13 protein-coding genes are annotated in these 14,869 nt (G+C 70.3%); 5 read left to right on the top strand and 8 right to left on the bottom strand.

Annotated elements, in window-relative coordinates:
- Positions 1–82 precede the first annotated feature (82 nt).
- Together MXD61_RS23750 and MXD61_RS23755 are read right to left on the bottom strand one after the other, a co-directional pair.
- Positions 83–670 carry a very short patch repair endonuclease gene (locus tag MXD61_RS23750; RefSeq protein WP_308222832.1) on the bottom strand — a complete coding sequence of 196 codons (588 nt, stop codon included), beginning with the start codon at positions 668–670 and terminating at the stop codon, positions 83–85.
- Between the two features lie 314 nt (positions 671–984).
- On the bottom strand, positions 985–2,280 hold the full coding sequence (locus MXD61_RS23755) for a DNA cytosine methyltransferase (RefSeq protein WP_248815644.1): 1,296 nt from the start codon (positions 2,278–2,280) through the stop codon (positions 985–987).
- Positions 2,281–2,426: 146 nt separating this feature from the next.
- Between MXD61_RS23755 and MXD61_RS23760 the strand changes: the two genes are divergently transcribed.
- The 3 genes from MXD61_RS23760 (at position 2,427) to MXD61_RS23770 (ending at position 5,307) form a co-directional block, all read left to right on the top strand.
- On the top strand, positions 2,427–3,296 hold the full coding sequence (locus tag MXD61_RS23760; RefSeq protein ID WP_248815645.1) for a hypothetical protein: 870 nt from the start codon (positions 2,427–2,429) through the stop codon (positions 3,294–3,296).
- Between the two features lie 488 nt (positions 3,297–3,784).
- Positions 3,785–4,279 (top strand): hypothetical protein, encoded by a 495-nt coding sequence (locus tag MXD61_RS23765; protein ID WP_248815646.1) that lies wholly within the window; start codon positions 3,785–3,787, stop codon positions 4,277–4,279.
- A gap of 275 nt (positions 4,280–4,554) precedes the next feature.
- A complete protein-coding gene (locus MXD61_RS23770) occupies positions 4,555–5,307 on the top strand; it encodes a dienelactone hydrolase family protein (protein WP_248815647.1) in 753 nt (250 codons plus the stop codon).
- A gap of 58 nt (positions 5,308–5,365) precedes the next feature.
- On the opposite strand, the gene MXD61_RS23775 is transcribed toward MXD61_RS23770, so the two are convergent.
- The 4 genes from MXD61_RS23775 to MXD61_RS23790 form a co-directional block, all read right to left on the bottom strand.
- Complete coding sequence (locus tag MXD61_RS23775) at positions 5,366–7,771, bottom strand: Hsp70 family protein (RefSeq protein WP_248815648.1); 2,406 nt, start codon at positions 7,769–7,771, stop codon at positions 5,366–5,368.
- 430 nt (positions 7,772–8,201) lie between these two features.
- A complete protein-coding gene (locus tag MXD61_RS23780) occupies positions 8,202–8,855 on the bottom strand; it encodes a hypothetical protein (protein WP_248815649.1) in 654 nt (217 codons plus the stop codon).
- Positions 8,856–8,949: 94 nt separating this feature from the next.
- Positions 8,950–9,786, bottom strand: coding sequence for a response regulator transcription factor (locus MXD61_RS23785; protein ID WP_248815650.1), 837 nt, complete (start codon positions 9,784–9,786; stop codon positions 8,950–8,952).
- Positions 9,783–11,156 (bottom strand): sensor histidine kinase, encoded by a 1,374-nt coding sequence (locus tag MXD61_RS23790; protein WP_248815651.1) that lies wholly within the window; start codon positions 11,154–11,156, stop codon positions 9,783–9,785. Before MXD61_RS23790 ends, MXD61_RS23785 begins: the two co-directional genes overlap by 4 nt.
- A gap of 212 nt (positions 11,157–11,368) precedes the next feature.
- Between MXD61_RS23790 and MXD61_RS23795 the strand changes: the two genes are divergently transcribed.
- Together MXD61_RS23795 and MXD61_RS23800 are read left to right on the top strand one after the other, a co-directional pair.
- A complete protein-coding gene (locus MXD61_RS23795; RefSeq protein WP_248815652.1) occupies positions 11,369–11,620 on the top strand; it encodes a hypothetical protein in 252 nt (83 codons plus the stop codon).
- Between the two features lie 171 nt (positions 11,621–11,791).
- The gene (locus MXD61_RS23800) at positions 11,792–12,034 is read left to right on the top strand and encodes a DUF6158 family protein (protein ID WP_163550678.1); all 243 of its coding nucleotides are present in this window, start codon (positions 11,792–11,794) and stop codon (positions 12,032–12,034) included.
- Between the two features lie 72 nt (positions 12,035–12,106).
- Here MXD61_RS23800 and MXD61_RS23805 read toward each other — a convergent pair whose 3' ends face one another.
- Positions 12,107–14,158, bottom strand: coding sequence for a substrate-binding and VWA domain-containing protein (locus MXD61_RS23805; RefSeq protein ID WP_248815653.1), 2,052 nt, complete (start codon positions 14,156–14,158; stop codon positions 12,107–12,109).
- A gap of 415 nt (positions 14,159–14,573) precedes the next feature.
- On the bottom strand, positions 14,574–14,864 hold the full coding sequence (locus MXD61_RS23810; RefSeq protein ID WP_163550506.1) for a GNAT family N-acetyltransferase: 291 nt from the start codon (positions 14,862–14,864) through the stop codon (positions 14,574–14,576).
- Between the last annotated feature and the right edge of the window lie 5 nt (positions 14,865–14,869).

Here is a 14,869-nt window from a genome sequence, read left to right on the forward strand (position 1 = left end):
CCGCGCCACACAACTGATCATCCAGCCTGGATCACACCAGCTGACCAGCAGCAACACAGATCAGAGACTTCCCAAACGGACCCTAAGCGCCGGTTCGAGGTGGATGGGGGACGCGCCGCTCGGTGTGGGGCTGGTCCGTGCGCGACCGCGACATCCGCGGCGCGCCGCCGCGGATGTCGTCAGGCTTGGACATCGTGGCTCGCGCCGGTCCGGAGACGCGCCGTTGGCCTATGATTTTCGCGATGCGACTGGCGGCCTCGGTCGGATCCTCGTGCTCCCATACGCGGATCACCAGCCAGCCGGCCGAAGTGAGCTTCGCGTCTGTATCACGATCGCGCTCACGATTCGCGCTGATCTTCGCTGACCAAAATTCACTGTTCCGGCGTGCGGGCCGATAGTGCTCTGGACATCCGTGCCAGTAACAGCCATCGGAGAAGACGGCGACTTTGACTCCGGGGAACGATAGATCAGTGCGGCGACGGAGTCCCGGGAGCGGCGCGACGTCGACACGGTAGCGCAAGCCCAGCCCGTGAACGGCGGATCGTAAGGCGAGCTCAGGTTTGGTGTCTCTGCCTCGGTTAGCTCTCATCCCCGCGCGTACAGCCGGTGAACTCGCCCAGGAGCTGGTCGAGGCGTTGGGTGGGATGACGAGCCCACGCTCGAACGCCATCCGCCAAGCCACTGAGAGGTTTCGTGCCCTGCTGGTCTCCGACACCTCCCCGAGGTAGCGCACGGGTGAGCGTCTGCCGTCCGACCAGCGAATATACGCGCGAATTCGGCGAGTTTTGGGGAAGAGTTTCAGTTCAACCGATGCTCTGGCCGTCCGGCTGTCGCCGAGATCGACGATTCTCCGGCGCTGGCCGCCAGCGGCTCGGTCTTGTTCGGCGGTGCGCGCCGCACGGTCGAGGCCGGGCTTGCCCTTCCAAGCGCGAATCGGCGGTAGCCCCGGCTTCCACCTCCCCGACTTCGCTGGGTCTTGGCTAGTCACTCCTGCTTGGCCTCGCTCAGAATGGTCCGAACAGCGTCGGCGAAGACCCGGCCAAGCGCGACTGGAACGGCGTTGCCGAGCTGGCGCATTTGCTCGCCACGAGGCCCGGCTAGCTGCCAGCTATCGGGAAACGTCATGACTCGAGCGGCCTCGCGAACCGTCATGTAACGGTGGTCGCCGTTGTCTAGCAGCATGACTGACTCGCCGCCGGGTACGCCGTGAACTCCGGCCTTGACGGTCTTGGCTGGCCGGTCGAGTTCGTTAGGAGTATGACCTGGGTAGATTCGAGCGCCGGGCCATCCGATGTGGTCGCTGAAGCCACCCACGGCGATTTTATTTAGATCATCTTTAGTGATTGGGGGCAAGGGAGGTTGGTCGCCGATGCCCGCGAGCGCGTCTCGCAAGGTGCGCCAAGGTAGTAGCTTACCCTCGGTAGGTAGGTCGGCCGGTGTTCGTGCGATCCGGTCCATGACATTCCTTTTAACGCTGCCGGGGACGCTGGGATGCCGTCTCCAGTATGAACCGTCGAGCATCGACTCGTGCAGGCTCGCCTCCGAGTAGCGCGGCTGTACTAGCTCTCGAAAGCGGGAGAGATCGGCGTCTATGTCTCGACGAAAAGCGACAATTATCACGCGTTGACGAATTTGTGGGACGCCGTAGTCCGCCGCGTTCACGGGGAAGTGTTCGACGTCATATCGTTCATCCAGCTTGGTGGTTGAAGCCTCAAGTATTTCTTGTAGGAAATCGTCATGATGGCGCCATGAGTCGCCATCCGCTCGTTTCTCGAACGGCAAAGATAGTTCTCGTTTGATGTAGTCGAAGTACGGCCTGAATGATGGGCGCAGTAGCCCCCGGACGTTCTCGCAGATCACCGCCTTGGGTCGCATCTCGCGGATGGCCCGGAACATCTCCGGGAACCCATTACGCCCGTCCTCGTCGCCCTTGGCGATCCCGCCCAAGCTGAACGGCTGGCATGGGGGCCCGCCGGACAGAAGCTCGACCTTGCCTCGCAGGTAGTCGAACTCGACCTTGGCCACGTCTCCGGCCACCAGGGGTGCCGTTTTTTCGAACTCGCCAGGGATGGGCGGAGGTCGCTCGCTGTCCAGTTCGTGTCGGTGGGCCATGTCCTTGTTGTTCACCAAGGTCTCGCAGGCGTACTTCGCGAACTCATTGAGCAGGAGGGGGCGAAACCCCGCGTGCTTGATCGCCATGGCCAGGCCCCCGCCGCCGGCGAACAGTTCGACGCTCCTCGGGGTCTGTGCTGTGACCTGCGAGTTCTCGGTGGGCGCCATCCGAAAAGCGTACCGCGGAGTGGTCGATCTTGAAGCAGGGGTCATGGTTCGTGGGCGTAGGTTGGAGGGGCCCCTGCGGTCATCGACGATCGGGGCTTTACGCTGATCGGCATGATCCGGACCGTGCTGCGTCGAGGGGAGGCCGGATGACGCCGGACTCGGTCGCCGAGTTCACGCTGAGCATCACCAAGGCGCTGGCGGATCAGCTGGCCGAGGCCTTGGACTCGTTGGCTCCGTGCCCGCTCACCTCGCGGAACCTCGACGATCTCGAGGAGCGGCCGGGCGTGTACGTCCTCTTCCTGGATGGCCGCCGGGTCTACGTCGGCAAGGCCGAGAAGGCGCTACCCGGCAGGCTCGAGCAGCATCTCAGGAAGGTCTCCGGTCGCTCGGGCCTGTCGCTGGATCGGATGGGCTTCGTCTGTGTCTACGTCGACAAGGACATGGACTCCATCGCGCCCGAACGGATGCTCATCGCCAGGTATGGCTCCAGGGGCGGCGTCCCATGGAACAGTAACGGGTTCGGTAACAAGGATCCGGGTCGTCGACGTGATCACAGTCTGGTGAAGATCAATCATTTCGACGTCGAGTACTCCATCGATCTGGAGACCCCCGTCATCCTTTCGGCCGCTGAAGTGCCCGTCTGGACCGCGCTCCGGGATTTGAAGAAGACGCTGCCCTTCATCTTCCGATATGACACCAGCACTCAGGGGAAGGCAATCATGAAAGCCGCGAGCGTCGCGGTCTCTCCCGCGGCGACGACCTTCCGGGCAGTGATCGAAGAGATCATGCGGGTACTCCCCGCGGGATGGCAGACCACCGCGCTACCCGGCTACGCGATCCTCTACAGGGAGCGAGAGGCCGTCGAGTACCTGAGCGCCGCCGGTTATTGGCGCAAGGCCCAGAGCGGCGACGTGGTCTGGCGTGCGGGGGCGTCCCAGCATGATCCTTCCCGAGCGCCGATTCCAGTCGATAGCGAGACTGAACGGGGCGATGCGGAGCCGGGCGACGACGGTTAGGGTCTTGCTCGCCTCGCTCACCGTCCGCCGCGACGGACGGGATGGTTTGGCGCGGTCGCGGGCGTGCCCTGGGCGTCGGGGCTCGGGGGAGGGGTGATCTGTCGGGCCCAGGGGTGGGTGGGGGGCGAGTTCGGGGGGTGTTGGTGGGGGATCTGGGTGTGGGTCTCTCGAAGTTTTCTGGCTCGTCATGACCATGGTCCCGGTGGGGGCGGGCCTGGGGGTGGGGCCCGACCGGGCCAGAAGGTGGGAAAAAGTGCGGGATGTATCGATCCTGTCGTGGATGGGTGACCATGGGCTGGGCCTGGCGGTACCTGGGTCACAGGACGAACTGCCCAGGATCACGGTGTGATCTGTCGCGAGGGTGACCACCAAACTGCCCCCCAAGTGAGGGTTCATCCGGCCAAAATGGGTACGTGCAACGCATGGTTCGACGTCGTCGTCCTCAGTCCGCCCGCCACCGAGCGCGCCGTCGCGCGGCGCGCCGGATCGTGCTGCCCACGGCCACCTTCGTCACCGCGGGGATCGTCACTGTCGGCACGGCCTTCGCCTGTACCGGCTCCACCACCGGTGCGGCTGCGCGTCCGTCCGGGCTGGTCAAGTCCGGTGCGATCGTCGCGAGCTCCGTGCGCGCGGCGGACACGCTCGCGCCGTCGTCGACGGATGCGTCCGCCATCGCCCAGGCGGTGAAGAGCAGCGAGTACACCTCGGCCGTCCCCGCGGCTGACTACGAGGTGACCGGCACGCTCCTCGCCGCCAGCGACCCGACGTGGGCCTACACCGAACTACATCCGACCGTCCAGGACTACGACCGTGCGGAGGGTGTCCTGCACCGCACCTCCGGTGGCTGGCAGCTCGTCCAGCTCGGAACCTACGAGGTCGGCTGTGGTGTCGCGCCGACGGCGGTCCTCGACGACTTCGGCCTCGCATGCCCGCCCCCGGGCGCGGAGGACGACAGCGCGACGGAGGGCGCCGCCGCCGCGTAGCCATCCCCGAGCATCGAGCACCTGATCGCGGATGGTCGACGCCGAGGCACGCACAGATACGTACAGGCACGCACAGACACCGACGCCCCGCCGCGCTTCCTGCGCCGCGGGGCGTCAACGCGTGTGGTCCGAGCATGCGAGATACTTGCGCTGTCAAGCGTCGCCGCCGCCCCTGGCGGTACTACCGGGGCGATGGCGGACGACGGGGGACACGTGCTCCCGTCACATAACGTCCCGCCGCACGTCGTGGGACACAGCAGCGAGAGGTAAGCAACGTGCCAGTCACCGAGCTTGACGTCCAGACCCCCGACGGCGTGCTGGACGCCTACCTGCACACCCCGGACGGCGCGGCGGCCAGCGCGTCCCCGCTGCCGGTGGTGGTCTTCTACCCGGACGCGGGTGGGGTCCGGGACACCATGCACCAGATGGCCCAGCGGCTGGCCGACGAGGGATACGCGGTGGCGGTGGTGAACTACTACTACCGGCAGGGCAAGGTCTCGTTCGATCTGAACAGCACGTTCGCCGACCCGGACGCACGGACGCGGATCATGGCCGCGCTGGCGGGCGCCGATGGCGCGCTGGTCGCGCGGGACACCGCGCTGCTGCTCGACGCCCTGGCCACGCGCGGCGATGTGCGGGCGGACCGGGTGGGCGTGGTGGGGTACTGCCGGGGCGGCAACCTGGCGTTCACCCTCGCCGGGGCGGTGCCGCGGCGGGTCGCGGTCGCCGCGTCGATCCACGGCGGGAGCATCGCCACCGACGCGCCGAACAGCCCGCATCTCAACGCCGACCAGATCCAGGGGGCGCTCTACTTCGCTGTCGCCACCGACGATCCGCACTGCACCCTCGAGCAGCAGGAGCTGCTGACCACGGCGCTGGACAAGGCCGGTGTCCGCTACGAGCTCGATCGTTACGACGCCGCCCACGGGTTCGCCGTCCCCGACCACACCGCCCCCTACGACCCGGCCGCCGCCGAGCTGCACTGGCAGAGGATCACCGCGTTGTTCGCCCGCGAACTCCCACGCTGAGCGGGCGTGTCGCGCTGAGCCGGGCTGAGCCGCGGTGACCGGCCTGGCCGCCTGGCTGTCAGGGACGGTAGATGATGTCCCACAGGCGGGCGGTCATGTCGGTGCTGGTGGTGGCGAGCAGCAGACCGAACGGCGCGAAGGCGCAGCTTATGACGGTGCTGGAGTGGCCGGCGAGGGTGGCGACCGCGGAGCCGGTGGCGACATCCCACAACAGGGCGGTGTCGTCGGTGCTGGCGGTGGCCAGCAGTTTGCCGTCGGGGGAGAAGGCGCAGCTCTGCGCCGAGCCGGGCAGGGTGGCGACGGTGGAGCCGTTGGACGTGTCGGTCAGCCGGGTGCCCTCGTTACCGGCGGTCGCGAGCAGGGCGCCGTCGGGGGAGAAGGCGCAGCCACCGGTGAAGTTGGTGTGGCCGGGCAGGCTCATGATGATCTCGCCGACGGAGACGTCCCACAGCAGGGTGGATTCGGCGCCGGCACTGACCAGCAGGCGCCCGTCGGGGGAGAACGCGCAGCCGTAGACGGTGCCACGGTGACCGTCGAGGGTGGCGATGTTCTTGCCGGACACCGCGCCCCACAGCCGGACGGTGCGGTCGGTGCCGGTGGTCGCGACGAGGCTGCCGTCGGGGGAGAACGCGCAGCCGTAGACGGGGCCGCGGTGGCCGGTCAGTGTCACCGCCTGGCGGCCGGTGGCGACATCCCACACGCGGGCGGTCTTGTCACTGCCGGTGGTGGCGAGCAGCCGGCCGTCGGGGGAGAACGCGCAGTCGTGGATGAGGATGCTCTTGCGGCCGCTGAGCGTGAGGGCGGTGCGGCCGGTGGCGACATCCCACAGCCGGGTGCCGTCCTTGCTGGTGGTGGCGAGCCAGTGGCCGTCGGGGGAGAACGCGGCCGAGGTGACGTCGCGCTCGTGGCCCTTCAGCGTCGCGCGGGCGGTGACCTCCACCTGATGGGACGGGCGGGTGCTGCGTTCGAAACCGCGCAGATCCGCCCCGCTACCGGCGCCGGTGGCACCGAGCAGCGGGGCCGGGCCGGACGGGAGCGTGGTGGCCAGCCAGTCGGCGTCGCGCACCGGCGTGCCGGGTTCGGCGTGGGTGTGCAGGAGGCTGCCGGGGGCGTCCATCGCCAGGTCGAACAGGGAACCGTCGGTCAGCCGGACCCGGGCGAGCACGGCGCCGGCGTCGTAGCGCTCGCCGGGTTCGACCAGCCAGCGCACCATCGTCGCCCGGGCACCGGGGATATCCCACCGGGCCGGGACGAGCACCGGGTTCGGCCGTGCCGCCGTGGTCCGCCGGGTCGACACCGACGACGCCCACGCCGCCGCGCCGAGCACCACGGCGAGTTCCGGATCGACCGGGGTGTAGATCTGGGTGGTCGGCCACGCGGTGCCGACCCCGAGCCGCCCGGTGAGAATGTCGGTGACCACCGGGATATGCGCGCTGCCGCCCACCGACAGCACCCCGCCGAGCTTCTCCGGCCCGTACCCGCCGGCCTCCAGCAGATGCTGGCAGCAGGCCATGGTGCGGGCGAGTGTCGGCGAGGCGAGCTGGGTGAACCGATCGCGGCGCATGCTGACCAGCAGGCCCGCCGGGCTGAACACATCCTCGACCGAGGCGATGTCGCTGAGCTGGTGCTTGACCGCGCGGGCGAAGTCGAGCAGCTCGTGGCGGGTGCGGCTGGCCGTCGTCTGGTACATCTCGCCGCTGCCCGGCGGGTTCAGCAGCGGCTCGAGCCCCGGGCCGTACAGGCCGAGGATCTCGTCGAACAGGATCTGATCGAGATCACGCCCGCCGCAGTCGTGCAGCGCGGAATGACTGAGCATCTCGTGCCGACCGTCGGCGCCGACCTCGATCAACGCGCCTTCGAACGTGCCGCCGCCAAGGTCGTAGACGAGCATCAGCGTGCCCGGCTCGGGCTGGGTGCCATCCAGCGGCGACCAGGCCGCCGCCAACGGTTCGGCCAGCAGGTCGACGTCGACGAACCCCGCCGCCTCCGCTGCCGCGATCATGATCCGCCGCAGTGGCCCGGACGGATCGTAACTGGCCGGTACGGTGACGACCGCCCTGGTCAGCCGCTCTCCGCCGCCGCCCCCGGCACTCGCCCCGCCAGCACCGTTACTACCGCCACCGCTGCTACCACCGCCGTTGAGCTGGAGCTCCGCCTCGGCCTTCAGCGTGCTGATGACCGCTGTGACCAGGGCGCGCGGCGGATACCCGCGCCCATCCAGCCCGACCGCGGCATCCCGCGCCAGATCGCGTTTGATCTCGCCGCGGTAGGCCGCCGGCCAGATCCGTTTGCGTCGCTCGGCGAGGGTGCCGACGATCAGATTTCCCCCGTCGGCGAAGACCGACGCCGGCCAGTTCGCCGACCCGCTGGCCGGCTCACGCACCAACTCGATGCGCCCCTCGATGGCCAGCGCGGCCCTGGCACTGCAGGTGCCGTAGTCGATCGCGAGGATCGGCTCGCCCACGGCACCCCCTGTCCACGTTTTCCGGTGGGCAGATCGTAGCGGCGACCACCGACACGACGTCGGCACCCTCACCAAACTCGCCGACAACGGGACGCTTCGTTCGACACCGGTCGCCGCTGGTGAGCAACCGTCAACATCGGCCGCCCCTCGGGACCCTCGATCCCGGCCGGGCCGGGCCGGTCGTCCCGAACGTCAATCCAGGATCGCCATCGCCGTCGCTGTCGCCGTCGCTGTCGCCGTCGCCGTCGAGTGTCGGCGGGCCGCCGGTCTCCCCCGTAGGACCGGCGGCCCGAGGAACCACACCGGTGCGCCCCCGTACGACTCCGAGCCACCCCACGTTTCCCCCGACGAGGCAGCCCGATCACCGCCGCACCGGTGTGATCCCCTGGTTCCATCCTGTGGTCCCGTGCCGCCGGACGCTATCCCCCATTCATCGGGGGAAATCGCGGTCGCCGGGTGCGGCCTGACGGCCATGTGGCCGGGAACGGTCGAAGATCCACGCGAGCTGGCGGGGATGGCGCCAGCGGGTGGGATGCCAGGGGGGTGGGCGCAGGGAGTCGGCGGTCCGGGCGAGGAGTGCGAGCTGGTCTGCGACCAGGTGGCTGAGCTCGGCCACCTGGTCGGCGGGCAACGTGGCGTCATCCCCGGGGGAGAGGCGTAGTCGTGCGACGGCCATGCCACGGTGGAAGACGCGCGTGACGCCCGAGGCCAGGCCGCCGGCGATGAGGTCGGGCGGACGGTGGGACGGGTCCGCGGAGGCGGGCGTGACGTCCAGGGCACGGGGGAGGGTGGCGGCCAGCTTGGCGGCGAGTGTGGCGGAGGCCAGCAGCCAACGTTCGTCGTCGACGCGGTAGAGGCGGGCATCTGGTGGCCCAAGCCAGATGGCGTGGCCGTAGCTTCGGGCGCCCGCGATGCCGCTACCGGGTTGAGCCCCCGGGGCCGGGCCGGCGGCTGTCAGGTCGGGGGCGCGGATGCGGGTCATGTTCACGGGCAGTGCGGCGGTGCTCAGGAACGAGGCGAAGAAGGCGGCGAGCCGCCGGTCGGACCTGCTGCGACCGTCCTTTCCCCGCCCCCCGGTTCCCATTGTGACGAGGGTGTGGGGCGCGATGCCCGTCCGCAATCCCGCAGAAGTAAGGGGGCCGGACGGACGGGGGTGGGCCGCCGGTGGGTGCGAAAGGTCAGTGGAAGCCGAGTTCGCGGGCCCACTGGCCGGCGGCGTTGCTCGGCGCGATGGACGGCGGGGCCTCCGGATGGCTGGCGAGGTATTTCGTCCGCACCGTGCGCAGGTAGTCGGCGACGACACTCTCGCGGATCTTCATCTCCCGGGCGGCCTCCCGGTAGGTCAGTCCGCGACAGCCGATGAGGATCATCACCTCGGCCTCGCGGGGGGAAGGCCGGTGCAGTCGGCGGCGGCGGCGGGCGGCGTCGAAGATGCGGTCGAGATGACGGCGGGCGGTGGGCGGCGAGAGATCCCACTCGGCGCACAGCTCGTCCATCAGGTCCCCCTGGGCGAGACCACGCAGAAGATCGCGTTCGGTGCTGTCGATCTCGTCCCGGGACAACGGTCGGCGTTGTGCGTCGTCCAGCAGGAAGCCGGCGAGTCGGGTGGAGATGTGGTGGCCGCCGGCCGCGATGGCGATGACCGCCGGCACGAACTGGTGGGACGGCGCGGCCTTGTCGACGAAGCCGTGGGCGCGCGCGGCGATCGCCTCGAGCACCTCGTCCGGGGTGGCGACGCCGGAGGTCGCCAACACCAGCAGGCCGCGTCGATGCAGCTCCGCGACCGCGGCCGCACCGGACAGGCCGGGCAGATGCAGGTCGCAGACGACGACGTCCGGGGTGGCGGCGACGTCGAGGTCCTCGAGACGCGGGGCGGGCGCGAGCACCGAGAAACCGGCGCCGGCGAACCGAGCGGCCAACGACTCGGTGGTGATCGGATGGTCCTCGACGATGGCCACGGACACCGGCCGGCCGGCCTCGCCACGGCCGCGACCATCCTGGCTGCTCAGGGTCAAGGGAGCTCCCCGTCCGATGCGGGCGGTGGGATCAGCACGTCAGGTGCGGTCAGTGTGCTCGGTGTGGTCGACGTGCTCGGTGTGGGGTGGTTGTCGGCGTGGGCCGGCCAGCGCATCGTGACCTTGACACCGCGGCCGGGGCGGGCTGTCACGGTGACATGCCCACCGTGCCGTTCGAGCGCGCGGTAGCTGCCGGCGAGTCCCCCACCGGGGCGCACCGTCGCCTGGTCGAAGCCGACACCGCGGTCGCGGACGACGACGAGCATCGTCTCGGCATCGCCCTCGACGAACAGGCTGACCTCGTCCACCGGGCCGGCGTGCCGCAGCACGTTACGCAGGGCCTCGCGTGTCGCGGCCACCAGCGCCTCGCGGACGGGCTCGGGCGGCTCGCCGGTGACCCCGAGGAACGGGACGAGCGCCAGACCCTCGTCGGTGAAGGTGTCGACGACCGCCGACATCATCGCCTCAGTACTCGTCTCGCCATCGAGCACCGGCACCGAACCCGCCGGTGTGGCTGTTCCCACGGCCGCGCTCGGATGGGGCAGGTCCGGGGTGGGGGTGTGGCCGTCGTGCGGGACGCGGGGTTCGAGGCCACGCGGATCCATGATGAGGCGGCGGGCGCGTGCCGAACCGCGGCGCGCCTCGCGGACCAGCGCCGCCGACAGCGCACCGCCGCCGGCCACATGGTCGACGATCGGCAGCAGGTAGTCGTGGACCTCCCGGTGGGTGATCTCGCGCTGGAACGCGCTCTCGGCCTCCAGCTCCTGCTGGGCGGCCCGGGCCGAGGCGGCGGCCGCGTCGTCCTGGGCGTCCGCGGTGGCCGTCGACAGCCGGCGCAGTTCACCGGCGATGAGGATCGCGACGACGTACCACAGGGCGAAGCCGAGCAGGTCGGAGCCGAGTTTGAGGGTGACGTCCGGCAGGACGGCGATGCTCCAGGTCGCCATCAGCGCCACCACCAGGAGCACCCCGGCGGACCCGAGCCCGACCGCGATACCGACCCCCGCGGACGAGACCAGGCTGAACGGGACCAGCTCCGTCATGATCCTGTTGCGCTCGTGCGGCCAGGCCGCCCGCGAGCCGACGGCCATCAGCGCCACGCAGAACGCGACGTCCGCCAGCACCAGCCGCTGCGACAACCGCCCCACCCGGTGCCAGGCCCGCCAGGCGAACCAGGCCGCCTCCGCGAGCGCCGCCACCGCGATCACCACGGCGATCGAGGCATGGCGCAGATCCGACCAGCCGAAAAGCGGTATGAGCACGAACGACGCGCAGGCCGCCCGCGCGTACCCCACCATCCGCGCCAGGCGCTGCTCGGTGCGCACCACGACCATGCGGGACGGTCCCGCCGACACGACCAACCCGGTCATAGCTCGCAACGGTAGTGAGCCACCCCGATCTCTGCCACCCCCCGCAACCGACTCATTCCATTTCCCGCTCCTCGCGGCCAGGCCCAGCGCCCTCGAGGGACGGGTCCGGCCACGATCCTGGCCGACCCCCGCACCACCGAACCGCACACGTTGGATGTGGCCTTCGAGGACACGGCGGTGTGCCGCCGTCGACCGGTGGGCACGGCCACATCATGACCACCATCGCAGACACCACCGACGTCCTTCCGCCGCCCGGCCCCGGCCCCGGCACACCCGATCCGGTGCCGCCGGTTCCCGTGCCCGATCCGGTCCCGCCCGGCCCCGGAACCGATCCCGTTCCCCCCGGTCCGGGACCCGACCCGGTTCCCCCCGCCCCTGACCCCGACCCCGTCCCGCCTGGTCCCGGCCCCGATCCGATCCCGCCCGGCCCTGGCCCCGTCCCGGTTCCCGTCCTCGCCCTGTAGGGCGGGCAACCGCGACCGGGTATCCGCCTCGATCCACGCCGGACGGCTTGGCGCTCGCGGACGGCCTGGCCTGGGCCGGGTGGGTCAGCCGGGTGAGGCCATAGGTGTGGTCTTTGGGTGGGTGCCGGTTCTGGTGAGCTACATCAAACCGACGGCGGGTACACCGAAGAAATGACGCATCGACCCGAAGGCATCCCGGCTCCCGCACTCGCCGACGGCGACCTGACACGCGAGCTGCAGCATCTGCACCGAACCCGCCATGACGCATTCCTCACCGGCAGCGAGGACGCGTTCGAGACCCACACCGCGCGCATGCTCGAGCTTGAGCAGGAGTACCTGCGCCGGTTCCCCGACGCGGCCAGCCCCGACCCGCTACGCACCCGCGCCGGCCGACGACGAGCGGCCGGAGTCTGACCCACGGCCGGCCGGCGAGAGACCGCCGGGTGACGCCCGGCCGGGTCATGGCGCGTGGCCGGGCGGGGCTGGTCAGTGGGCGGTGGTGAGGGTGTCGGCGTAGATGCCGAACAGTGCGGTGGCATCGGGTGCGACGTAGGCCCGTCCGCCGGTCGCGGCGGCCAGACGTTGCAGGGTGGTGGCGTTGGCCGCCGGATCGCAGCCGATGATGACCAGGCGGACGGGGTGCGCCGCGTCGTAGCCGGCGCGCAGCCGCTCGACGGTCTGCTCGAGGGTCGGCTCGCCCGAGGCCAGGATGTCGGAAGCGTCCCGGCCCGCACCGCCGGAGCCGACCGTCCCACCGGAACCGGTCGGGCCGCCGGTGGAGTCGTCGAGGATGCCGTCGGTGATCACGATGACCTCGTTGAGCCGGCCCGGGGTGAAGCGCCGCTGGCGGTCGTGGACGGCGGCGAGGACCGTCGAGTAAAGGGTGGTGGCGCCACCGGTGCGTAGTGACCGGGCGAGGGAGGTCAGCTCGTCGAGGTGCGTACCCGCTCCGGTCGAGGCGGGGGCGGCAAGACTCGCCATCGGCGAGAGGACCCGATGGCCCTCGGGCAGGGCGCCGGCGGACTGCCAGACCTCGAGGTCGCTGGTCGGGCCGATCACCTGGAGGCCGGCCACGGCGGTGTCGGACGCGGCCTGAAGGCGGGTCCGGCCGGGCTGGTCGGTGAGCGGCAGACGCATCGAGGCGGAGGTGTCGAGGACGGCGATCGCGGCGCCGCGCTGTCGGGCGTGCCGGAAGAACCGGCGGGCGGTGCCCAGCACACTGTCGGAGGCGTCGACGCCGGCGACCTTGGGCGCGGTGGTGCGGATCCCATCGGTGATCGTGAGCTTGTCGGCGAGGCCGGCCGGGTCGTCGCGGCCGGCGAGTTCGGCGGGGGTGCGCAGGCCGGCGTCCGAGAGGGCCTGGCGTCCGGTGTCGGTGCCGAGGTAGTCGAGGAAGGACGCGGCGACCGTGCGTTTGGCATCCGTCTCGGACGTGTGGGTCAGCACGATGTACGGGACGCTCGCGGTGAACGTCCCGTCGGACGGATACTGGGCGACGAGGGTGCTGCCGCGGCTCGCCTGGTTCGTGGAAGCGGTCAGGCTACGGTTGTAGGCGATCACGTCCGATTCGAGTGCGGGGAAGGCGGACGGGGGCCGTCCACCGCCGGGAACGGAGGTGGTGCGCTCGGCGTCGAACAGCAGGCTGTCGTACGTCGGCAGCCAGGTCGCCAGGCGTTCGAGGCGGACGGTCGTGGCCTGCGCGGTCCGGTCCTGGTCGAAGGTGCCGGTGGACATGTCCGCCGGGGCGATACCGCGGGCCGCGCTGACGACACCGATCACCGCCCGCAGTCCCGCCGCGGACGAGTCCGGGTTCGCCATGTCGAAGCGGAAGTCGCCCCAGGCCGGCTGGCCCCGCGTCGCCCAGAACCCCGGGACGCCCGCGTCGGCGGCGAGTTCCGCCCAGGTCAGGTGGTGTTCCGGCCAGCCCAGATGCTGCGCCATCTCGCGGGGCATCGCGATCACCACCGGGGACGCGGCGATCGTCGTCGCCCGCAGCGGGAGTTTCGGCGCGGCCGAGGCCGACTCCTGCCCGAGTGCCAGCCAGTCACTGGACTCGGGAATCCACACGTCCGGGATGCTCGCCGCGGACGGACTGGCGCGGGCCACCGCGTCCAGGGTCCGGTCGGAGGGCGCCGCCTGCACGCGGATGGTCGGGCAGGGACCGTTCTGATCACCATGGGCCCGCTCGTAGGCGGCGGCCAGAGCGCGCACCGGCACGGCCAGCGAGGGTGCGGTGGTGATCGTCAGATCGGTGCGTGGAGTGCCGTCCGCGCAGGTAGAAGGATCACTACCGCCGAGGATGGACGCCACGGCGAAGGTGGCACCAGTGATCATCAGCGCCGTCGGCACCAGGATCAGCAGACCGTTGACCGCCGCACGCCGCCGTCGCGACGGCGGCCCCTGCCGCCGCAGCGCATCCTGATCGCCAAGCGGAGCGGGCTCACCGAACGCTGTCCGAACACCGAAGACGCCTCTGGGTTCCGGGGTGGGCTGCGCGCCGAACAGTGGCCTGGGTTCCGGTGCGGCCTGTACGCTCAACGGCGCCTTGGGTTCCGGCGTCGGGTGTACGCCGATGATGCTCTGAGGATTGATGATGCTCTGAGGATTGATGGTGGTCTGAGGATGCTGTCGCGTGGCCGGATCGCCGGGTGCGGCAGAGCGGCCTCGCGACCTGTGCCGGGCGCCGGACACACGAAATCCTTCCTCCGGGCTACGCCACCGCCCCGTCGCGACAGTGTGTGTCAGGACGGGACGGTGCACCCACCGTGAGATCTCGCCGCCACCTCGTCGGCTGACGACTCTTCCACGGTGCCAGCGCCGGATCGCGGGACAGCGAATATGCGCATGCCGGGGTCGGCCGTTGTTCTTCCGTTTCAGCTGTCGTCGCGGCGGTGTTCTCGCTGACCAGCGGTGTTCTCGCCGACCAACGGACTGCCGCTCGGCCACCGGTGGGCTAGGGCTCCACGGCCACCAGATCCGCGTACGAGGGGTGACGGTCGATGTACCGGCGGATGTAGGGGCACTGCGGCACCACGCTCAGCCCCTGGGCGCGCACATCATCGAGGGAACCGGCGGCCAGGGCGGAGCCCACTCCCCTGCCCTCGAACTCCGCCGCGACCTCGGTGTGCACGAGGGTGATCCGGTCCCCGCGGCGCTGGTACTGCACGAATCCGGCGACCTGGCCGTCGGACGTCCGCGCCTCGTACCGGTGCCGTTCGGGATTGTCGATGACGGACAGCTCCATGCCAC

It is taken from the genome of Frankia sp. AgPm24, assembly GCF_023243055.1.
In the GTDB taxonomy this organism is placed as follows: domain Bacteria; phylum Actinomycetota; class Actinomycetes; order Frankiales; family Frankiaceae; genus Frankia; species Frankia umida.